The 20,309-nt window shown below is 70.2% G+C and carries 19 protein-coding genes and 1 riboswitch; of the genes, 2 read left to right on the top strand and 17 right to left on the bottom strand.

The window, feature by feature from the left end:
- The first annotated feature begins 50 nt into the window (after window positions 1–50).
- On the top strand, window positions 51–1,283 hold the full coding sequence (locus ACIA8G_RS38490; protein WP_396423709.1) for an MFS transporter: 1,233 nt from the start codon (window positions 51–53) through the stop codon (window positions 1,281–1,283).
- Here ACIA8G_RS38490 and ACIA8G_RS38485 read toward each other — a convergent pair.
- The 15 genes from ACIA8G_RS38485 to ACIA8G_RS38415 all read right to left on the bottom strand — a co-directional run bounded on the left by ACIA8G_RS38485 (window position 1,196) and on the right by ACIA8G_RS38415 (window position 17,884).
- Window positions 1,196–2,098, bottom strand: coding sequence for a ricin-type beta-trefoil lectin domain protein (locus ACIA8G_RS38485; protein ID WP_396423708.1), 903 nt, complete (start codon window positions 2,096–2,098; stop codon window positions 1,196–1,198). The genes ACIA8G_RS38490 and ACIA8G_RS38485 overlap by 88 nt on opposite strands.
- 83 nt (window positions 2,099–2,181) lie before the next feature.
- Entirely contained in the window at window positions 2,182–3,390 is a 1,209-nt protein-coding gene (cobA, locus tag ACIA8G_RS38480; RefSeq protein WP_396423707.1) for a uroporphyrinogen-III C-methyltransferase, read from the bottom strand.
- Between the two features lie 51 nt (window positions 3,391–3,441).
- Window positions 3,442–4,155, bottom strand: coding sequence for a PIG-L deacetylase family protein (locus ACIA8G_RS38475; RefSeq protein WP_396423706.1), 714 nt, complete (start codon window positions 4,153–4,155; stop codon window positions 3,442–3,444).
- Window positions 4,148–5,044 (bottom strand): cation diffusion facilitator family transporter, encoded by an 897-nt coding sequence (locus ACIA8G_RS38470; RefSeq protein WP_396423705.1) that lies wholly within the window; start codon window positions 5,042–5,044, stop codon window positions 4,148–4,150. The genes ACIA8G_RS38475 and ACIA8G_RS38470 overlap by 8 nt, the downstream gene beginning before the upstream one ends.
- 76 nt (window positions 5,045–5,120) lie before the next feature.
- Window positions 5,121–5,897 carry a S1 family peptidase gene (locus ACIA8G_RS38465; protein ID WP_396423704.1) on the bottom strand — a complete coding sequence of 259 codons (777 nt, stop codon included), beginning with the start codon at window positions 5,895–5,897 and terminating at the stop codon, window positions 5,121–5,123.
- A gap of 123 nt (window positions 5,898–6,020) precedes the next feature.
- A complete protein-coding gene (locus ACIA8G_RS38460) occupies window positions 6,021–7,391 on the bottom strand; it encodes a M36 family metallopeptidase (RefSeq protein WP_396423703.1) in 1,371 nt (456 codons plus the stop codon).
- A 103-nt stretch (window positions 7,392–7,494) separates the two neighbouring features.
- Window positions 7,495–8,751, bottom strand: a complete 1,257-nt coding sequence (locus tag ACIA8G_RS38455) for a cobalamin biosynthesis protein (RefSeq protein ID WP_396423702.1) — start codon at window positions 8,749–8,751, stop codon at window positions 7,495–7,497.
- Entirely contained in the window at window positions 8,748–9,572 is an 825-nt protein-coding gene (locus tag ACIA8G_RS38450) for a hypothetical protein (protein ID WP_396423701.1), read from the bottom strand. The genes ACIA8G_RS38455 and ACIA8G_RS38450 overlap by 4 nt, the downstream gene beginning before the upstream one ends.
- Entirely contained in the window at window positions 9,572–10,606 is a 1,035-nt protein-coding gene (locus tag ACIA8G_RS38445; RefSeq protein WP_396423700.1) for an SAM-dependent methyltransferase, read from the bottom strand. Before ACIA8G_RS38445 ends, ACIA8G_RS38450 begins: the two co-directional genes overlap by 1 nt.
- Before the next feature lie 30 nt (window positions 10,607–10,636).
- Window positions 10,637–12,013, bottom strand: a complete 1,377-nt coding sequence (locus ACIA8G_RS38440; protein ID WP_396423699.1) for a cobyrinate a,c-diamide synthase — start codon at window positions 12,011–12,013, stop codon at window positions 10,637–10,639.
- Window positions 12,010–12,624 carry a cob(I)yrinic acid a,c-diamide adenosyltransferase gene (cobO, locus tag ACIA8G_RS38435; protein WP_396423698.1) on the bottom strand — a complete coding sequence of 205 codons (615 nt, stop codon included), beginning with the start codon at window positions 12,622–12,624 and terminating at the stop codon, window positions 12,010–12,012. The genes ACIA8G_RS38440 and cobO overlap by 4 nt, the downstream gene beginning before the upstream one ends.
- 12 nt (window positions 12,625–12,636) lie before the next feature.
- Window positions 12,637–14,538 carry a putative cobaltochelatase gene (locus ACIA8G_RS38430; protein WP_396423697.1) on the bottom strand — a complete coding sequence of 634 codons (1,902 nt, stop codon included), beginning with the start codon at window positions 14,536–14,538 and terminating at the stop codon, window positions 12,637–12,639.
- A 37-nt stretch (window positions 14,539–14,575) separates the two neighbouring features.
- A riboswitch (cobalamin riboswitch) is annotated at window positions 14,576–14,712 on the bottom strand.
- A gap of 16 nt (window positions 14,713–14,728) precedes the next feature.
- Window positions 14,729–15,868: an MFS transporter gene (locus ACIA8G_RS38425; protein ID WP_396423696.1), complete on the bottom strand. Its 1,140-nt coding sequence runs from the start codon at window positions 15,866–15,868 to the stop codon at window positions 14,729–14,731.
- On the bottom strand, window positions 15,841–16,800 hold the full coding sequence (locus ACIA8G_RS38420) for a threonine aldolase family protein (protein ID WP_396423695.1): 960 nt from the start codon (window positions 16,798–16,800) through the stop codon (window positions 15,841–15,843). Before ACIA8G_RS38420 ends, ACIA8G_RS38425 begins: the two co-directional genes overlap by 28 nt.
- A gap of 22 nt (window positions 16,801–16,822) precedes the next feature.
- Complete coding sequence (locus tag ACIA8G_RS38415; RefSeq protein WP_396423694.1) at window positions 16,823–17,884, bottom strand: hypothetical protein; 1,062 nt, start codon at window positions 17,882–17,884, stop codon at window positions 16,823–16,825.
- 43 nt (window positions 17,885–17,927) lie between these two features.
- Between ACIA8G_RS38415 and ACIA8G_RS38410 the strand changes: the two genes are divergently transcribed.
- Entirely contained in the window at window positions 17,928–19,121 is a 1,194-nt protein-coding gene (locus tag ACIA8G_RS38410) for an 8-amino-7-oxononanoate synthase (RefSeq protein ID WP_396423693.1), read from the top strand.
- On the opposite strand, the gene ACIA8G_RS38405 is transcribed toward ACIA8G_RS38410, so the two are convergent.
- Together ACIA8G_RS38405 and ACIA8G_RS38400 are read right to left on the bottom strand one after the other, a co-directional pair.
- Complete coding sequence (locus ACIA8G_RS38405; RefSeq protein ID WP_396423692.1) at window positions 19,075–19,533, bottom strand: GNAT family N-acetyltransferase; 459 nt, start codon at window positions 19,531–19,533, stop codon at window positions 19,075–19,077. The genes ACIA8G_RS38410 and ACIA8G_RS38405 overlap by 47 nt on opposite strands.
- Window positions 19,534–19,546: 13 nt before the next feature.
- Entirely contained in the window at window positions 19,547–20,278 is a 732-nt protein-coding gene (locus ACIA8G_RS38400; RefSeq protein ID WP_396423691.1) for a S1 family peptidase, read from the bottom strand.
- Window positions 20,279–20,309 lie beyond the last annotated feature (31 nt).

The raw sequence follows: 20,309 nt of genomic DNA, 5'->3' as shown, positions 1-20,309 counted from the left end.
GCGCGGGCGCCTTCTGCGGGGTCCACGCCCTCACCCACGTAGGGTGCGGCATGGGGCGGAACTGGTACCTGCTGTGGACCGGCAGCGCGATCTCGGCACTGGGCGACGGGATCTTCCTGGCCGCACTCCCCCTCCTGGCCGCCACCCTCACCCAGGATCCAAAACTGGTAGCGGGCGTCAGCTTCTTCGGCACGCTCCCCTGGCTGCTCGCCGCACTCCCAGCAGGCGCGGCCGCTGACCGCTACGACCCCAGGAAGTTGCTCATAGGCGCGCTCTGGGTGCAGGCCGCACTCCTGGCGGTGCTGGCCACGTTCCACAATGCACACATCGGCTTCCTGTACGGCATGGCATTCCTCATCGGCACCGCCGAGAACCTGCCGCGCGCAGTCGGCCAACCGCTCATCAAAGCCACCGTCGACGACCACCTGCTGGAGCGAGCGAACGGCCGGCTGTTCGCGTCGCAGGCCATTGCGCTGCAGTTCGTGGGACCACCGCTGGGAGGGTTGCTGTTCGCGGTTGCGGCACCGGGGCCGTTTTGGGTGAACGCGCTGACGTTCGCCATCGGAGCGGTGCTGGTCACCAGGATGCGGACCAAGCCGACGAAGCGAGCAGAGCGAGGAAAGGTCCTCGAAGGCTTGCGGTGGCTGAAGAACCACAAGGCGCTGCGAACGATCACGGTGATCACCGCGACGGGAAACCTGTGCATCGCGATGACGATGGCAACGCTGGTGCTGTTCGCTCAGCAACGGCTCGGGCTCACCAACGCGGGCTTCGGGGCGTTGCTCGCGACGCTTGCTTGTGGCGGGGTCGCGGGTGGGCTGCTCGCGGAGCGGATTCTCGCGAAGCTGACGCCGCGCACCACTGTCACGGTGACCGTGGTGCTGATTCCGTTGATGTGGCTGGGGATTGCCACGATCGCGTACGACCTCAAGACCGTTGCGGCGTTCGCGGTCGTCAGTTCGTTCTGCACGGCGGTGTGGGGTGTGGCCACGTCGGTGTTGCGGCAACGGACCGTGCCGACCCATCTGCTCGGCCGCGTCAGCAGCGCGCAGACGCTGATCACCTGGGGTGTTCAGCCGGTCGGCGCGCTGCTGGGCGGGCTCATCGCGGGGTCGTTCGGGTTGCTGGCGCCGTGGTTCGTGGCGGTTGCGCTGCGAACGGTGGTGGGGCTTGTGGCCCTGCGGCCGCTACGTGCTCACTGGCCGGGCGCGGCCTTGAACGTCCACTTGGCCACGGTTCCCGAGCACGACGCCGCGGTCACCTTGCCCGAGGAGTCCCGGTAGCACTTGGTGTTGTGCTGCATGTCCGAGATGGTCTTGTTCGGGTTGATGGACCACTGCTGGGAGGGGCCGCCGTCGCACTTCTTCAGCACGACCTTGCCTGACGACAGCGTGGTGCACTGCTGGGGCGAGCCCTGCTCCATGAACGCGCCGTGGAACTTGAACTGCTGCGCGGCCGAGCCGTTGCAGGTCGCGGTCGACAGCTGCTGGCCGGGGGCGCCCTGCAGGCACTTGCCGGTGGAGTCGTTCTTGTACTCGCCGTTGGTGGTCTTCGGCTTGGCACCGCCGTAGCACTCACCGGTGGAGGTGTTGAAGATCGGCGTCGGGTCCACCGTCAGGTTCGACGGCGGGTTGAGGATGGTCTCCTCCATCACCGGCTTGCCGTCGTCGTGGTAGTTCGTCAGCGCGTCTTCGCAGTCGATGGCGTTCATGGCGTTGCCGCCCTTGCCGCCGATCCACGCGTCGAAGTGCCACAGCTTCGGGCCGCCGTTGGGGCCGTTGCCGTCCCAGTCCTGCTCACAGGAAGAACAGGAGTCCTCCATGATGAAGTACTTCTTCACGCGCGGGAAATAGATCTTCGTGCCCGGCCTGGCTTCCTTGCTGGACGTCGCGAACGTGATCGGGTCCGCGTAGGTGCCCTTGCCGCCGGCCGTGTTGTGGAGCCCCGGATAGGCGATGTCGCCGCCGGGAGGCGTGTTGTCGTACCAGCCGTAGAAGGTCCAGAAGACCTGTTGTGGTGCGGCTGTCGCTGGTGACGAAGCGAACAAACCGGACATCATCAGCACAATGCCTGCCGCCACAGACAAAACGCGTTTCATGCGTACCTCCGCAAGAACCGGTGAACTCAGGGCGGCGTGATTGCAGAGTTCACCGGTCTGGCGGTTTTTGTAAAGGAACTTACCTAACTATTTGCTGAAGCAATGTCGGCGACCGGGCCCACCACGATGATCGCCGGCGGACGAACCTCCCAGGTCTCCATGTCCGCGGCCAGCGAGTCCAAAGTGGACCTGAAGACGCGCTGGGCGGACGTGCTGCCTTCCTGGATCACCGCGACGGGGGTCGAGCCGGGACGGCCCTCCATCAGCGCCGTGGCGAACACACCGGCGCGTTCGACCGCCATCATCAGCACGACGGTGCCCTGCAGGCGTGCGATCGCGGGCCAGTCCACCAGCGAACGCGGGTCGTCCGGCGCCACGTGCCCGGAGACGACGACCACCTCGTGTGCCACTCCTCGGTGCGTCACCGGCACACCGGCCAGTGCCGGAACGCCGAACGCGGACGTCACGCCCGGCACGACGGTGACCGGGATACCGGCCTCGGCGCACGCCAGCAGCTCCTCGAAGCCGCGCCCGAAGACGTACGGGTCGCCGCCCTTCAACCGGACGACGAACTTCCCCTCCTTGGCGCGGTCGATCAGCGTCTGGTTGATGAAGTCCTGCGTGGCCGCACGGCCGTACGGGATCTTCGCGGCGTCCACGACCTCGACGTGCGCCGGCAGTTCTTCCAGCAGTTCGCGCGGCGCCAGCCGGTCCGCGACCACCACGTCCGCGTGGGCCAGCAAACGCTTGCCCTTCACCGTGATCAGCTCGGGGTCGCCGGGACCGCCGCCCACGAGGGCCACCCCGACCGGCGGAGCCGCCTGGTCGGCGATGCGGCCGTCGCGCAGGGCCGCCACGAGACCGTCCCGCACCGCGGCGGAACGGCGGTGCTCACCGCCCGCCAGCACACCGAGCACGAGTCCGTCGTGCGTGCCGACGGCCGGCGTCACGGCCGTGCCCTCGACGGCGATGTCCGCGCGCACGCAGAACACCCGCGCGGCCAGCGCCTCGTCGCCGATCTGCGTGTTCACCTCGACGTTCGAGGTGCAGGCCACCACGTACCAGGCGCCCTCGACGTCACCTGGCTGGAAGCGCCGCTGGTGCCACGTCAGCTCGCCCGCGTCGACCATGCCCTGCACGGCGGGGGTGACGGACGGCGACACGAGCTCGACGGCGGCGCCGCTGGCGATCAGGCGGGGAAGACGGCGCTGCGCGACCGTGCCTCCGCCGACCACGAGGACGCGCCGGCCCCGCAGGTCGAGGCCGGCCAGGTAGTGCTGTTCAAAGGGCATGCGTAGAAGCATCCACACCGGACACGTCGTGTCCACCCGAAGGGAACATCGTCACAGGCTCAACAACTCGAACGAGGTCGCCCGCACCCCGCCGAACCGCCGTCCCACGGCCTCCGCCATCGAGCGCAGGAACGGCTCGGGATCGGCCATGTCGCCGCTCAGCGCAGCGAGATACGCCTTGTGGGCGCGCAGGGATGCCACCGAAGCGTCGAACGAGTCGGTGATGTCCACGGCGTGCGTGGCCAACGGTGAGGACGCCGCCGCCACGTACCGAACCCCGTTCCACGGCTCCAGTCCGAGGTCTTGGAAAATCCACCGGTTGCCCGCATCCCGCACCGCGTCGACGGCCGCCCGGCCGACCGCGATGTGGTCCGCCATGTTCACCCCACCGCCAGGCCAGGTCTCCCGGAAGTTGCCGGTGATCACGACCTCGGGCTTGAACCGGCGGATCGCCGCCGCGATGTCACGCCGCAACGGCACCCCGTACTCGATCACGCCGTCCGGGTGGTCCAGGAACTCGACCTCGGTCACGCCGACCGCCGCGCAGGACGCGATCTGCTCCTCGACCCGCAACGGAGCGCAGACCGCCGGCTCCATCGTGTCGATCCCCGCCTCGCCCCGGCATGCCAGGAGGTACGCGATCCTCTTGCCCTGAGCGGTCCACCGCGCGATCGCGCCCGCACCGCCGTACTCCATGTCATCGGGATGAGCGACGACGACCAGAGCGCTCGACCAGTCCTCCGGCACAGCTTCCAGATCAGCCATGCCCCGCAGGATGCGCGTGCACGTGGGCACGCTGCAACCGATGCACCGCGTGCCTGAGGCGATGTTCGACGTCGTGCGAAATCCGATGAGCCTCGGCCACCGAGATCTCCGGCGAGACCACCACCGTCAACTCGGCCAGCTGGCCGTGCCCGGACCAACGCAGCCGCACGTCCTCCACGGCGAGCACGCCCGGCGTGGCACCCGCGACCTCCGACGCCTGCCCCACCACGGAGGGATCGGCCGCGTCGAGCAACCGCCCGAACACCTGCCGCCCCGCGTCGATCAGCACGATCCCGATCAGCACCGCGACCACCAGGCCGACCAGCGGGTCGACCCACCACCAGCCGAGCCACGAGCCGAGGGCCGCGGCGAGCACCGCGAGCGACGTGTACCCGTCCGTGCGGGCATGCAGGCCGTCCGCGACCAGCGCCGCCGACCCGATCCGCCGGCCGACCCGGATGCGCCAGCGCGCCACGAACTCGTTGCCCGCGAACCCGACCAGCGCGGCCACCGCCACCGCCGGAACGGCCGAGACCGGCCGCGGATCGACCAGTCGCGAGACCGACTCGACGGCCGCGAACACGGCGGAGAACGCGATCAGCACCACCACGAGCACGCCGGCGAGGTCCTCGACCCGCCCGTAGCCGTACGGGAAACGCACGGTCGCGGCCCGGCGGCTGAGCCAGAACGCGATGCCCAGCGGCACGGCCGTCAGAGCGTCGGCGAAGTTGTGCACGGTGTCGGCGAGCAACGCCACCGACCCGCTGAACACCACGACCACGGCCTGGAACACCGCCGTCGCCATCAGAACGGCGAACGACCACCACACCGCCTGCTGAGGATCGGTGTGGTGGCCGTGACCGTGACCGTGTCCATGCCCCAAGCCCATGACAGCAGACGCTACCGCGAATTCGTCCACTGTGGACTAATGCACAGCTTTGCCTACTGCCAGGTGCTTGCTGCTGCTAGAGCTGTGCGGTGATGACCGAGTAGTAGGGAGCGATCCTGCCGTACACACCGGGGTAACCGGCTGCCGCGCAGCCACGGCCCCAGGACGTGTCACCGATGAGCTTGCCACCGAACACCAGCGGGCCACCGGAGTCGCCCTGGCAGGTGTCCACGCCACCCTGCGGGAAGCCCGCGCACACCATCGAGGTGTTGCTGTACTGCGGGTACGCGGTCTTGCAGGTCGAGTCGGAGGTCAGCGGCACGTTGGCCTTCAGCAGGTACCGGGAGGCGGAACCGCCGGAGGACGTGGTGCCCCAGCCGAGGATCAGCGCCGAGTTGCCCGCCGCGTAGAGCGCGGTGTCCTGCGGCGTGGCGAGCGGCAACGTGGCCGAGTTGATGTTGCGGTCCAGCGTCAGCACCGCGACGTCGAAGCCGGCGGTCGCGGTCGTGTAGCTCGGGTGCACCCAGATCCTGGTCACGTTCGCGACCGTGCCCGCGGTGCTCTGCTTGTCGTCACGTCCGTGCACGACGCGCGTGCTGGCCGGCGTGCGCCCCTTCACGCAGTGCGCGGCGGTGACGACCTTGTTGGCCTTCGTCAGCGTGCCTCCGCAGAACTGCGATCCGGCGGTCGACGCGAGGAAGACGACCCACGGGTACGTGGCGGTGCTGGCCCGCGTGCCACCGACGACCATGGGCGACACGTCGCCGGCGTTGGCCGCGGGGGCTACGAAGAAGATGCTCGCGAGAGCGGAAACAATGACGGACACGATCAGGCGACGCAGGGTTTTCGCCATGTTGCCAGTCCTTCCCGATGACGCTGTGTGTGCAGGGTGTCGAGCGGCGGCACACACAGCGTCACGGGAGGATCTTTAGTCACACAAGAGCCAAGAGTCTGACTTGTCCGGCTTCACAGTTGACTAACCGATTTCACGCGCCTTGAAAGCCGCCTGCACAGTGGCGGCGTCGGCGTCACCGTAGAGCTTCTTGGCTGCGGCGACAGTCGCTGCGGCGGCCGCCGCGAACGTGGTCGAAGGCGCGTACGAGAACTGGCCTTCCAGCACGATCTTGGCCGCCTTGTCCCTGCCGAACGCCTTGTAGACGTCGAACAGGGCGCGTGACCAGATCTGACCGTCGTGGTGGACGGAACCGTTGCGGTCGGAGTACTTCAGCTCGGTGTCCGTGCGGCGCAGGCAGTGCGGCGTCTCGGTCGTGTAGAACGTCGCGTCCCAGTCCATGATGCACGCCAGCGGCACCGTGGCCGTGTCCTTCGCGTCGCGCGAGGACATGATCAACGCCCACCAGTCGCCGAAGCCCTCACCGATCGAGCCCGCCTCCGTGGTGGAGCCGAAGCCCGGCACCTGGGCGTCCTGGATCGCGTGGCCGAGCTCGTGCCAGACGACCTCGACGTCCTCGGCGTCGTCGACGCCACCCGTGCCGAAAGTGATCTGGTCCTTGTTGGGGTCGTAGAACGAGTTGTCGTCGCTCAGGCCGAGCGTGGTGATCTTCTGCGCCTCGTTGTTGATGTTCTTGAAGCCGAGGCCCTGGATGTACTTCTGCGCTTCCGTCACGCCCCAGTAGGCGTTGACCTGCTCGAAGAAGTCGTTGCTGCGCTTGTAGTCGAACTTGTTGCTCTTGTTGTACGCGAGCTTGCTCTTGGCACCGTTCAGCAGCGCGTACTTGCCCTTGAGGTAACCCGAACCGTCCAGATCGGACAGCGTGACCGACCGGTACGCGGCGGCGGGCACGGCCGAGTCGGCGTCGTTCGCGTCGGCCAGGCTCTGGTTCTGCTGCGACGCAACGGGATTCGGGCTGAACACCTTGCCGGTGCCGTCCACGTGCTTGACCAGGCTCTCCGACTTCACGACGGCACCGGACTCCGCGTGCACCAGGGTGCGCTCGGATCCCTTGCCGTTGTCGGAGATCACCTCGTAGACGAGACCCGTACCGGGCAGCACCGAGAGCTTGGTGTTCTCCGGGACACCGGTCGACCTGGTCCTGGCGTGGTCCTCGGTGACGGCGGGCGTCAGGTCCACCGCGCCGACCGCGAGCCTGCCGTCGTCGACGGTCTTCGCACCGGTCGCTTTGTCGAGATGCTCGACGTAGTAGGCACCCAGCACGGGTTTTCCGTCGTAGGTCTGCTCGTACCAGGTGTGCGTGGCGGTGAGGGAATCACGGACGGCCAGCAGGCGCAGGCCTTCCTTGGGAGCGGCGGCGTTGGCGTTGAGCGTGAGCAGGGACAGGGCGACGCCGGCCGTGCAGGCCACCGCGACGAGACGACGCGATCTCATGTCGGTCTCCAGTGCTTTCGGGCCCGATGCAGGGGTGGGCCGTGTGCACGCCGACGGTAATCAACAAAACTTGTGGAGAGACCCTACGAAAGACGGAAAACCATTAGCGGTCCCATACTCCGGGAACAACAATTACGTCGGCTTCGACCGGATTGTCCAGCGTTGGCCCGGTTCCCAAAGCGATGAACGCGACCGCCGCACCGAGCGCGGCGAGCTCCTGCGCACCCTCGTGGCGAACCTCGGTGCCCGCCCGCAGCAGTGGCGCGACCGCGTCGATCGCTTCCGGTGCACCGACCACGAACGCGGCGCGGCGGATCTCCGACTCCGCGCGCGGAGTGCGTTCCTCCGCTGCACCGGGACCGAGCCCGACGAGCGCGAGCCGGCCGCGCGGCAACACCCGTGCCGCGGCCACGGTCACGTTGTCCCGCTTGAACTTCTCGGCCGCCAGCTCGACCGGCGCACCCTGCCCGACCGTCTGCGCGCCACGCACCGCCGCCGCCTCCGCGACGCTCGCGGTGCCCAGCGAGTTGCGCACCACCGAACTCGGGTTCGGCACGCCGATCTCGGCCAGCTCGCCGGTGGGGAACGTCAGCAGTTCGGCGGTGTCGCCGTGCCAGAAACCCCAGTCCTCCACGGCATCCACGATGCCGGGTTCCTCGGCTTTGACGTCCGCCGTCGCAAAGGCCTTGATGGCGCGCAGATCCAGCCCGCCCTGCGCGTCCAGCTCCGCCAGCGCGGCACCGACGCTCGTGGCCGAGGCACCCCGCGTCGAACCCACGCCGACCACGAGCGTGCGCGGCACGATCCGCAGCACGTTGTCCTTGGCGCCGGCGGCGCGGTCGTCGATCACGATCATCCACGTCGCGTCCTCGCCCGCCGCGATCACGTTGGGCGGCAGGGCGGGCAGCGGGAAGTTCAACGGGTTGCGCAGCACGACCGTCTCGCCGGCCTCGATGGCCGCGGTGCAGCCCTCGACATCGCCGTCGGCGGTCGCGTCGAGCTGCTCCACGAGCTCGTCCAGCACCGAGTCGATCGACGGGCCGCCGGTCACCACGGCCGTGCGGTCGAGACAGTCGGCGATGTGCCGGGCGAACGCGTCCGCGTCGCCTGCCAGTGCCACCACGAAGTGCGCGTCGACGCAGACCACCGCGGGGTCGGATCCCTTGTCCCGCAACAGGGGTGCGATCAGGCGAACCGCGGTACCCGCGTCCAGGAACAGGACCACAGCACCGAGCCGCGGCCACAGCTTCTGCACGGCGGGCTTGACCGGACCGTCGGGCACGACCGCGTCGGCACCCAGCAGACCGGCCAGATCGGCGGCGTCACCACGTTGTGCGGGGCCGGCGAAGACCCCGATCACTTCTTGGTCCCCCACAGCAGCGTGACCGGGACGGCCGGAGCGAACCCCGAGTCGAGCAGCCGGGAGGCGGTCCAGTGCACGCCCTCCACCTCGTATCCGGCGGCCTGCAACGCGTCACGGGCGGGCACGATCTCGTCCACCCGTTCCGTCGCGACGACCACACGGCGGGCGGACACCGCGGCGCACGCCTTGACCGCGGCAAGGTCACCGCGGCCGACGAACACCGCGTCCGGGCGCGGCAACGAAGGCGCATCCAGCTCGGCTTCCTCGACCCGGACGTCGACACCGTGAGCGGACGCGTTCGCGATGATTCGCACGCACTGCACCGGATCAGGCTCCACCGCGAGCACCGCGGCACCCAGGCGCGCGCACTCCACGGCGACCGCGCCCGACCCCGCCAGCACGTCCCACACCAGGACACCGGGCCGCGGGGCCAGCCTCGCCAGCACGAAGGCGCGGACCTCGGCACCCAGGACGTGCGAGCGGCTGGCGAACGCGTCGTCCGGCAGCGCCCAGTCGTGGCCGAGGAGGAACTCGTTGTCCGCCAAGCACAACACCGCGTCCGGCGCGGTCCAGCGGCGGGTCACCGCGTCGCGCGGGTCGAGCGTGGTGAGCTCGCCGGAGTCCGACACCGTCAGCGTGCGGCGCCAGCCCGCGAGGCCGGCGGCGATCTCGGCGGGGCCGATGCCGTCGGCGAGCTCGACGATCACGGCCGAGCGGGCGCGGCACACGTTCAGCGCCGGGCGCAGGCCGTCCGCGGCATCGACGATCTCGACGGGACGCCCCGCCGCCTGCCGCAGCCGCTCCACCGAGGCTGTCATCAGCTGTTCGGACGCTTGGGCTTACGGGCCGCCGGCTTCTTCTTCTGCGTGGCCGTCGAGGCCCGCACGGTGGGCGGCTTCGGCTTCTCGGCCGCGACCACGGTCAGCTTCGGTTTCGGCTTCGGGTCGGGCTCCTCGGCGGGCTTGCGCACCGACTGCTGGAACTCCTCGACCGCGTTCCACGCCGGGTTGGGCTCGGCCGGAGGAGCGTCCGGCGTGGCGGGGACGGGTTCGTCGGTGCGCGTGGCGATGCGCGTGGCGGCACGACGCGACCAGCGGGTCGGGCGGGCGGCGCGGATCGGCTCGTCCACCGAGACGGTGGCCGACGCCGAAACGCGGCGCGTGGGCGCCTTCACCGCGGCGCCGACCAGGAACAGGGTCGGGCGGTACAGCTTGTGCAGCTTCACCACGGACTCCAGCTCGCCGACCGTGGTCTGCACGACCAGCTCGTCCGGCTGGCTCACCTTGTACGCGACGACGACCGGCGTGGTCTCCGCGTACCCACCGGCCAGCAGCTTCTCCACGAACTGGCCGGTGCGCGCACCCGAGACCGTCGCGGCCATCGTGGTCTGCAGCTCGGCGAACTCGCGGACGAGCTCGCTGCTCTCCGGCGAGATGAGCACGGTCGACGACGCCTCGGTCAGCGTGAGCTCGCGGCCGATCTTCGCCGCGGCGGCGGCCACGACCGACACACCCGGCACGACGTCGACCTCGAGACCCAGGCGCACGCACAGGTCGTGCTGCTCCTGCACACCACCGCCGGTCGCGGCGTCGCCCGCGTGCAGGCGCACGACCGTCTGACGCGACGCGGCGGCACGGCGGTACATGTCCGTGATCTCCTCGGGCGTCACGCGCGAGAAGTCGACCAGTTCGGCGTCGGCGCGCGCGTGGTCGCGGACGCACTCGGCGTCCACCGCACTGGGAGCCCAGATCACGACGTCGGCTTCCGCGATGCGGCGCGCGCCTCGGAGAGTGATGAGGTCGGCGGCACCGGGACCGGCGCCGACGAAGGAGACCCGACCGGTCGTCGTCACGACAGCTCCACAGGGGTTTCGGCGAGAGGCTTAGGCGAAGACCGTACCGTCTGCCACTCCTGCCACGAACGGGTGGCAGGCCCGCACGAACCGGGCTACGGCTTCCGGATCACCGGCCGGGTGCGTGTGGAGGTACGACGCGTGCACGCCACCGACCACGAAACCCTCGGCGACAGGCCGGGAATCGACGCCGCGCCAGTGCCACGCGGGCGGGGTCGAGTGCGGTGTGGACAGCTGCGTGCGGTGGAACTCGTGGCCGGTCACGCGACTGCCGGGCGGGTGCAGCGGCGAACCCGTGGACGCCACGGCGTCCCGGTAGCCCAAGGTCAACTTCGGGGTCATGGACCCGTCTGCGTCGAGCACGCCGCACATCGGATGCCCGTCGAGCGACCGCGCCAGGTACAGCAACCCACCGCACTCGGCGTGGACCGGCGCACCCGATCGAGCGAACCGACTGACGGCCTCGCGCAACTTCACGTTGGCCGACAGGGCTTCCGCGTGCTGTTCGGGGAAACCTCCCGGCAACACCAGACCGGCGGTGCCTTCCGGAAGATCTTCGTCGCGCAACGGATCGACGACCGCCACGGCCGCGCCCGCTGCTTTGAGCACCTCGACGTGCTCGGCGTAGCCGAACGTGAAAGCCGCTCCGCCCGCGATGGCGACCAGTGGCTCACCGGCGACCCGCTCGACCTGCGGTTCCCACGCGGCGACCGCCATCGCCGGCACCGACGACGCCAGCGCCCGCACCGCGTCGAGATCGACGTGTTTGGCCACCGCGGCGGCGATCGCGTCGACCGCGGCGACCGCCTCTGAGCCGTGCTCGGCCGCCGTCACGAGCCCCAAATGCCGTGAGGGCAACGAAAACTGAGTGTCCCTCGGCAACACGCCGAGCACGTCGAGGCCCACCTCGTCGCACGCGGACCGCAGCACCTGCTCGTGGCGTTCCGAGCCGACCTGGTTGAGGATCACGCCGCCGAGCCGGACCGTCGGGTCGTAGCCGCGGAAACCGTGCAGCAGCGCGGCGAGTGATCGACTTTGCCCGCGTGCGTCCACGACGAACAGCACGGGCGCGTTGATCAGCTTGGCGACGTGCGCGGTCGAGCCGACCCCCGCGGTGTCCACCCGGCCGTCGAACAGGCCCATCACGCCCTCGACGACCGCGATGTCGCAGCCCTTCGAGCCGTGCGCGAAGAGGCCGGGGATCCGCTCCTCGCCGACGAGCACCGGGTCGAGGTTGCGCCCCGGCCTGTTCGTGGCGAGCGAGTGGTAGCCGGGGTCGATGTAGTCGGGGCCGACCTTGAACGGCGCGACCCGCGACCCGGCCCGGCGCAACGCGGCCATGAGGCCCGTCGCGACCGTGGTCTTGCCGCTGCCCGAGGCGGGGGCCGCGACGACCAGCCGATTCACCACTCGATCCCCCGCTGTCCCTTCTGGCCGGCGTCCATCGGGTGCTTGACCTTGGTCATCTCCACCACGAGGTCGGCTGCGTCGATCAACTTCTCCGGCGCGTACCGGCCGGTGATCACCACGTGCTGGTGGCCGGGGCGGTCGGCGAGCGTCTGGACGACCTCGTCCACGTCGATCCAGCCCCAGTGCAGCGGGTAGGTGAACTCGTCGAGCACGTAGAAGCCGTGACGTTCGGACCGGAGCCGGCGCTGGATCTCGTGCCAGCCTTCGAGTGCGGCCGCGGCGTGGTCGTCCTCGGTGCCCTGCTTGCGTGACCAGGACCAGCCCTCGCCCATCTTGTGCCACTCGACGGCGCCGCCCTCGCCGGTCTCCTCGTGCAGCCGGCCGAGCGCCTTGAACGCGGACTCCTCGCCCACCTTCCACTTGGCGGACTTCACGAACTGGAACACGCCGATGTCCCAGCCCTGGTTCCAGCCGCGCAGCGCCATGCCGAACGCGGACGTCGACTTCCCCTTCATCTCACCGGTGTGCAGCATCAGCAACGGCCGGTTGCGGCGCTGCCGGGTGGTCAGGCCGTCCTTCGGCACCTCGGTGGGTTGTCCCTGTGGCACTGGGGTTTCTCCTTAAGCCGCGCGGACCACGCCAGCGAGGTGGTCGGCGCTGAGCTGGTCGAGCCGGACGCAGGTGCCCTGGAGCGCCTCGGCGATCTTCTGCGCGAGGCCGAGCCGGATGTGGCCCTGTTCGCAGTCCACGACCACGACCGCGGTCTGCTCGAGCAGGCCCGCCGCCTTGATCGCGTCCTTCATCGGGTCGCCGCCGAGGCCGCTCGAGGTGGCGCGGCCGTCCGTCAGCAGCACCACGAGCGGGCGCTTCTGCGGGTCGCGCAGCCGTTCGATCTCCAGCACCCGGTGCGCCTTGAGCAGCCCGTCCGCGAGCGGCGTCCTGCCACCGGTGCGCATCTTCTTGAGGCGCGTCGCGGCCGCGTCCACGGACGTCGTCGGGGGCAGGGCGACCTCGGCGGTCTGGCCGCGGAACGTCACCACGCCCACCTTGTCGCGCCGCTGGTAGGCGTCGCGCAGCAACGAGACGACCGCGCCGCTGACGGCCGACATCCGCTGCCGCGCGGCCATCGAGCCGGAGGCGTCGACGACGAACAGGATGAGGTTCGATTCCTTGCCCTCGCGGACCGCCCTGCGGAGGTCGGCGCCGGTGAGGACGAGCCCGGGACCGCTGCGGCCACGTGCGTTCTGGTGCGGTGCCGCGTTCGTCAGCGTGTCGACGAGGTGCAGCCCGTTGCCGTCCACTTTGGAGGAACGGACGATCCGGCCGGTGCGGGCGCGGGCCCTGGAACGCTTGCCCGGCGCGCCTTCCCCGACACCGGGGACCTCCAGCAGCCGCGCCTTGAACGCGGGCGCGGGTTCCGGCGCGGGCCGGTCGTTGGGCGCGTTCCCGTTGCCCGCCGGGCCTTCCTGCGGTTCGGGCAGCTCGCCACCACCGGGACCGTCGTCGTCCGGTCCCTCTGGCTCTTCGGCGTGCTCGGCGGCCTGGCGCATCGCGTCCTCGAGCTGCTGCTCCTCGATACCCGGCTCGTCGAACGGGTCACGCCGCCGCCGGTGCGGCAGCGCGAGCCGGACCCCGACCTCGACGTCCGACTCCTCGACCTGCTCGCTGCCCCGCCACGCGGCGTGCGCGGTGGCGGCACGGGCGACCACGAGGTCCGCGCGCATGCCGTCGACCTCGAAAGCCGCGCAGACAGCGGCGATCCGGCGCAGCTCACTGTCCGGAAGGGACACCGCCTTGAGGTTCTCCCGCGCGGTGGTGATCTGCTGCTTGAGCTTGGCGTCCTCCGCCGCCCACTGCCCGGCGAACGTCACGGGGTCGGCCTCGTAGGCGAGCCGGCGCCTGATCACCTCGGTGCGGATGTGCACGTCCCGCGCGGCCTTGACCGCCACGGTCAGCCCGAACCGGTCGAGCAGCTGCGGCCGCAGCTCGCCCTCCTCCGGGTTCATCGTGCCGACCAGCAGGAACTGCGACGGGTGCGACACCGAGACGCCTTCGCGCTCGACGTGTGCGCGCCCCATCGCGGCGGCGTCGAGCAGCAGGTCGACCAGGTGGTCGTGCAGCAGGTTGACCTCGTCGACGTAGAGCACGCCCCGGTGCGCGGCGGCGAGCAGTCCCGGTTGGAACGCCCGCACGCCCTCGGTCAGCGCCTTCTCCAGGTCGAGCGACCCCACCAGCCGGTCCTCGGTGGCGCCGACGGGCAGCTCGATCAGCCTCGCGGGCCGCCGTTCGATCCGTTCGTGCGGCGCGTCCGGGCAGTCGGTGGTGCCGGGCGCGCACCCGAAGCGACAGCCTTCGGAGACTTGGAGTTCCGGCAGCAGCGCGGCCAGGGCACGCACGATCGTCGACTTCGCGGTCCCCTTCTCGCCGCGCACGAGTACGCCGCCGATGCCGGGATGCACGGCGTTCAGCAAGAGGGCCAGCCGGAGGTCGTCGTGACCGACGACAGCCGAAAAGGGGAACATGCTCGGCGAAGTCCTTCCTCGGGTGTCCACGCCCGCGGTCGGTGATCAAGAGGGGGACGAGTTCCTGACTCCCGGTTTCTCCAGATCCGGTCACAGTCGCGGGACGGCGCCGGATTCGCACCGGCTTCCTCGTACACCCCTCACAGCCCCGGCATCGTCGCATTTCGCCGGGGACGGACCAACCCCGCAGTCAGGTGGCCTTCACGACAGAGCGCTCCGCCGACGCGCTGACCCCGATGATCACCAGCGTGATCACGACCCCGATGAGGATCGCGGTCGACGCACCGGACAGCTCCAGCGCCACCGCCGAGATCGACGCGGACCCGCCGTACCCGATCCCGGCGAAGGCGTACATGACCGAGTACGCGGCCGCGTGAGCGTGCGTCGGCAGGCGTTCACGCAGGGAGAGGCTCCGCGACACCATCGCCCCTGCCTGGAACAACCCCGCGAACAGCAGACCGACGGTGATGCCCGGCAGACCTGGCAGGAAGACCGTGATGCCGATGCACAGCGCCATGCCGACGAGCAGCACCAGGCTGTGCAGCCGCACCGACCCAGGCCAGGTGCGCAGGCCGTAGATCAGCGCGCCGGCCGCGCAGGCGAGCGCGAACCAGGTGAGCATCGGCCCCGACCAGCCGTAGGCGATGCCCCGTTCCTCGAGCAGCGCGGGCAGCATCAGCTCGGTCGCCGCGAACAGCGCGTTCGACGCCGAGCTGGTGAGGAAGATCGGCCACGCGGCGAGCAGTGACCGGCTGATCGGCGCGGTGACGCGTTCGGGTTCCGGCAGCCACCCCAGTGTCACTGCCGCCACCAGCAGGAACGCGGCCGCCACCAGCATCGGGGCGCCGGGGTGGATCAGGAACGACAGCGCCGCGGCCAGCGCGGGTGCCGCCGCCCACACGATCTGCGACAGCACGGCCTCGGCGCTCAGCGCCCGTGCGACCTTCTCCTCCCGCACGAGCGAGGTCAGCATCGCGCGGGTGCCGCCGGGCGCGGCCGCCGGTGCGGCTCCGGCGAGGAACACCAGCGCGAGCAGCACCACCCCGTCGGCGAACGGCGTCGCGGCGAACGCGAGTGCGCCGACGACCAGACCCGCCGGCAGCTGGCGGCGGGAGCGGCCCAGCCGGGCGCCGAGCACGGAGGCGCCCACGATCTCGCCGATCACGTACACCGCGGTCGCGATCGCGCCGAACGAGAAGCCGCCGGTGCCCGCTCGCCCTAGGAACACCAGCGAGATCGGTGCCATCGCGACGGGCAGGCGGCTGCCGACCGCGACCAGGCCCCAGAGCCAGAGCTGCCGGGTCACAGCAGGCCGGTGAAGTGCTGCCAAGCCTCCCGGACCTCCTCGCCCGTCCACTCCAGCGCCGGACCGGCAACAGTGACCTCGGTCTTGGCCAGCCGCCCATCCCGCCAGAACTTCCCGAGGAACTTCCCGCTCAGCTCAGTCAGCCGAGCCGGGTCACCCGGCAGGTGCAGCGAGAACTGGTGCGTGTGCGGCTCCGGCTGCCCCATCGCCTCCGCCACGACCTTGGCGTGCGCCACGTAGGAACCCAACCGAGGCAGCACGGTGTCCAGGCCGTGCAGCGCGGAGAGCGCGGCGGGCCACTGCTGGAACAGCATGCCGCCGTACCGGTGCCGCCAGACCCGCGCCTGGTCGACGAAGTCCTGGGTGCCAGCCAAAGCCGCCCCCGAGATGCCTTCCAAAGACTTGTAGAACGACACGTAGACCGAGTCGAACAGCCCGGCGATCTCCTCCAGCGGCTTGCCCAGCCCGTACGTGCTCTCCCACAACCGCGCGCCGTCGAGGTGCACGACCGCGTCCCGTTCGCGGGCGGCGTCGACGACCGAGGTGAGCTCGTCCCGGGTCGGCAGGATGAAGCCGGCCTCGCGGTCGGGTACCTCGACCAGCAGCGTGCCGAACGGCTCGGGGCAGGTGGCCACCTCGTCGTTGCCGACCTTGATCGGGCGAAGACCGGACAGCACGGTCAGCGCGTCGTCCTCGTGGGTGATCGGGTGCGCCTGCGGGTGCATCGCCACGATCGGGTTGTGCGTGCGGTCGGCCCAGCACTTGAGCGCGATCTGCTGCGCCATCGTCCCCGTCGGCACGAACAACGCCGCCTCGGTGCCCAGCAGCTGCGCTACCCGCGTCTCCAGCGCGCCTACCGGGCCGCCGTCGCCGTAGCGGTCCGGATCCACGTCCGGGACCGGGCCGAGCGTCTCTAGCAGCGTCCTCTTGGTGACTCCGGAGAGCTGACGGTTCATCACCCAGGCATCAAACCTCAGGTCAACGACTCACGGCCACCGACTTAGGCGCGCGGAACGACAGGAGGTTCAGCCACTCGGGAACTCCACCGTCCAACCGCAACGACGGCTCGTGCGTGGCGACGGTCCGCAGCACCACCGCTGCTTCCAGCCGCGCCAGCCCGGCGCCGAGACAGAAGTGGCGCCCGTACCCGAACGCCAGGTGCCGAGGGTCGTTCTCCTTGCCGCTCAACAACAACACGAGCTCAGCACCGGCAGGCACCCGCACGCCGGACAGCACGACCTCACGGGCCGTGAGGCGCCGCCAGGTCACCACGGGCGTCTCCGTCCGCAGCACGTCCTCCACGAACGACTCCGCCACGCCAGGCGCAGGCAGAGAAGACCACAACGAACGGTCCTGCAACGCACGCCGCAACGCCGTGGACAACAACTGAGTCGTCGTCTCCTGACCGGCGATCAGCAGGAAGTAGCAAAGGCCGGCGGAGTCCTCAGCGGAGACACCGGCATCGGCCAACGCGCAGAACAGCTCTCCGTCCCGCGCGTGGTAGCGCTTGATCAGCCACTGGTGGAAATCGCCGACGTCGTCGACGAGCTCCATCTGCCGCTCGACGGAGATGTCTCCCCAGAAGAACTCCAGCGACCCGGTGCTCCACCGCTTCAACGTCGGGATGTCGACGTTCTCCAGCCCCAGCAGGTCCATCAGCACGATCGCCGGCAGGTCCCACGCGAGCGAGCGCACGAGATCCGTGCCACCAAGGCGTTCCAAAACGAGGGAACGGATGCGAGGCTCCGCAGCGGCGACGCGGGCCGGCGTGAAGAACGACGCCACCAGGCGGCGCAGGCCGGCGTGCGACTCCGAACCGTTGTTCGCGAGCGTCGGCGGCAGCGAGAAGCGGGCCCTCACCAGGGCGCGCAGGGCAGCGGGCGCCACCGGGGTGACGGCGGTCAGTGCGTTGTCAGGCAGAAAAGTCAGCGGATCGGCGAGGACCGCGCGCACGTCGTCGTAGTCCGACACCACCCAGCGGCCGTCGCAGAACTGCACCGGTGAGGTGAGTTCGGCGCGCGTGAAGGTGAACAGGTCCACGAGCGGCACGCTAGTCGGCGGATGGGAGACTCAGTCGGTGACCGTGAGCACAACTGAGGCGATTTCCAGTGGTGGTGAGTCGACGTTCGACTGGATCGACGTCCGCGCTGAGGCGCGCGCCAAGGCGGGTCTGACCCGGCGACTGCGCCCGCGCACCGCCGACTCCACGGACCTCGACCTCGCCAGCAACGACTACCTCGGGCTCGCGAAGGACAAGCGCGTCGCGGGTGCCGCGGCGGCCGCCACGCTGAAGTGGGGCGCGGGCTCCACGGGGTCACGCCTGGTCACGGGCTCGACGGAGCTGCACGCCGAGCTGGAGTACGAGCTCGCGAACTTCTGCGGCAGCCAGTCGGCGCTGGTGTTCTCCAGCGGCTACGCGGCGAACCTGGGCGCTCTCACGGCGCTCACCGGACCCGGCACGGCGATCGTCGCCGACCAGCACATCCACGCCTCGCTGATCGACGGCACGCGGCTGTCCAAGGCGGACGTCGTCGTCGCGGACCACTGCGACGTCGGCAAGGTCCGGCACGCGCTGGAGACCCGCGGCAAGCGGCGCGCGATCGTGGTCACCGACTCGGTCTTCAGCGTCGACGGCGACATCGCGCCGCTCAACGAACTGCACGAGGCCTGCCGCGCGAACGGCGCCGCACTCGTCGTCGACGACGCGCACGGCCTCGGGGTCGTCGGCCCCGGCGGCCGGGGTGCCGTGGCCGCGGCGGGCATCATCAGGGCGCCGGACGTGATCACGACGCTGACGCTGAGCAAGTCGCTCGGCGCGCAGGGCGGCGCGGTGCTCGGCCCGAGCCGGGTGATCAAGCACCTGATCGACACCGCGCGCACGTTCATCTTCGACACCGGCCTCGCGCCGAGCAGCGCGGCGGCGTCCCTCGCGGCGATCAAGATCCTGCGCGAGGAGCCGGACCGTCCCGAGCGGGCGCTGACCGTGGCGCACGACCTGAGCCACCGCTTGAAGGAAGCCGGTTTCCAGGCCAGCACGCCCACCGCCGCCGTGGTCAGCGTGCGGGCACCGAGCCCGGAACAGGCGTTCCAGTGGGCCGAGAACTGCCGCACGAACGGCGTGCTCGTCGGCTGCTTCCGGCCGCCGTCGGTGCCGGACCAGATCAGCAGGCTGCGGCTCACCGCGCGCGCCGATCTGACCGAGGCCGACATCGAGCGCGCGGTGCGCGTGATCAGTGAGTGCGCCGCATCCGCAGGTGTGGAATCCCGTCCTCGATGAACTCCGCACCCTCGGGCACGAAGCCGAACGACGCGTAGAAGTCCACGACGTACGTTTGCGCGTCCAGCACGCACTGCACGTTGCCGACGTCAGCCAGAGCCGCCTGCATCAGCCGGCGGCTGAAACCACGGCCACGAGCCATGCGCGCGGTGGCGACGCGGCCGATGCGGAACGTGTCGCCGGGCTCCTCGGTGAGCCGCAGGTACGCGAGCGGTTCGTGCGATCCCTCGGCTTCCAGCCAGAAGTGCCGGGTCCCCTGTTCGAGATCACGGCCGTCCACATCGGCGTAGACGCAGTTCTGCTCGACGACGAAAACGTCCTGACGCAGCCGCAGGATCGCGTACAGCTGGGTGGGGCTCAGATCGAGTCCCCACTGCCGTCGCAGGGTGGCGGGAAAAGGAGTGGTTCGCACCGCACCTTGGATATCAGAAGCCGAGCGTCGACCGGTAGTGCGTCAGCCGGGTGTAGACGCCCGGCTCGTCCGGCCGCGCGCACCCCCGTCCGAACGAGACGACGCCCGCGAGCCTGCCCCGCACGACCAACGGCCCGCCCGAGTCACCGGTGCACGCGTCGCGGCCCCCACGACCGGCGCACAGCATCGCGCCGGGCCGGAAATCCGGTTCCTTCGCGAGGCATTCGGCGTCGGACAGGATCGGCACCGTCACCTTGCGCAGGGTCATGGCGGGCGGGGTGTTCTCCGCCGTGCGGCCCCAGCCGAGCACCACGCCGTCGTCGCCCGCGTCGCCGAGCGCGATCGTCCGGTACGGCAGCGGCCGGGCGAGCGTCAGCACCGCCACGTCGTCGCCCTTGGTGACCTCGCGGTAGTCGGGGTGCCGCCAGATGCTCGCGACGGACGCCTCGACGCCTTCGCCGGTCCGCAGGTCCGTGCGGCCGGCGATCACCCGCAGGTGCTCGGCCGGGCGCTGGTTCTTGCCGAGCACGCCCTTCAGCGTCGCGCAGTGCGCTGCCGTCATGACCTTGTCCGGGGCGACGAGCGCGCCACCGCAGATCAGCTGGCCGTCCGGGGTGGTGATCGCCACAACCCACGGGGAGTCCGCAACCCGCGCGGGTGTCCCCCCAACGATCGCATCAGCCGGTGAACCACCGCTGACCAGCGCGATCACCGCTACCAGCACGGCAAGTCGCTTACCCCTCACGGACCACTCCTCGTTGCTCCAGGTGGACGAT

Origin of the sequence: Lentzea sp. NPDC051213 (assembly GCF_044455585.1) — a bacterium.
Classification (GTDB): Bacteria; Actinomycetota; Actinomycetes; order Mycobacteriales; family Pseudonocardiaceae; genus Lentzea.
This window is presented reverse-complemented; position numbering and strand designations above follow the sequence as displayed.

What these genes read in the sequence shown, in the direction of transcription:
- ACIA8G_RS38490 (WP_396423709.1), top strand. Translation starts at nt 51, where the DNA reads ATGGGGCGGAACTGGTACCTGCTGTGGACCGGCAGCGCGATCTCGGCA.
- ACIA8G_RS38485 (WP_396423708.1), bottom strand. Translation starts at nt 2,098, where the DNA reads ATGAAACGCGTTTTGTCTGTGGCGGCAGGCATTGTGCTGATGATGTCC.
- cobA (WP_396423707.1), bottom strand. Translation starts at nt 3,390, where the DNA reads ATGCCCTTTGAACAGCACTACCTGGCCGGCCTCGACCTGCGGGGCCGG.
- ACIA8G_RS38475 (WP_396423706.1), bottom strand. Translation starts at nt 4,155, where the DNA reads ATGGCTGATCTGGAAGCTGTGCCGGAGGACTGGTCGAGCGCTCTGGTC.
- ACIA8G_RS38470 (WP_396423705.1), bottom strand. Translation starts at nt 5,044, where the DNA reads ATGGGCTTGGGGCATGGACACGGTCACGGTCACGGCCACCACACCGAT.
- ACIA8G_RS38465 (WP_396423704.1), bottom strand. Translation starts at nt 5,897, where the DNA reads ATGGCGAAAACCCTGCGTCGCCTGATCGTGTCCGTCATTGTTTCCGCT.
- ACIA8G_RS38460 (WP_396423703.1), bottom strand. Translation starts at nt 7,391, where the DNA reads ATGAGATCGCGTCGTCTCGTCGCGGTGGCCTGCACGGCCGGCGTCGCC.
- ACIA8G_RS38450 (WP_396423701.1), bottom strand. Translation starts at nt 9,572, where the DNA reads ATGACAGCCTCGGTGGAGCGGCTGCGGCAGGCGGCGGGGCGTCCCGTC.
- ACIA8G_RS38430 (WP_396423697.1), bottom strand. Translation starts at nt 14,538, where the DNA reads ATGTTCCCCTTTTCGGCTGTCGTCGGTCACGACGACCTCCGGCTGGCC.
- ACIA8G_RS38420 (WP_396423695.1), bottom strand. Translation starts at nt 16,800, where the DNA reads ATGAACCGTCAGCTCTCCGGAGTCACCAAGAGGACGCTGCTAGAGACG.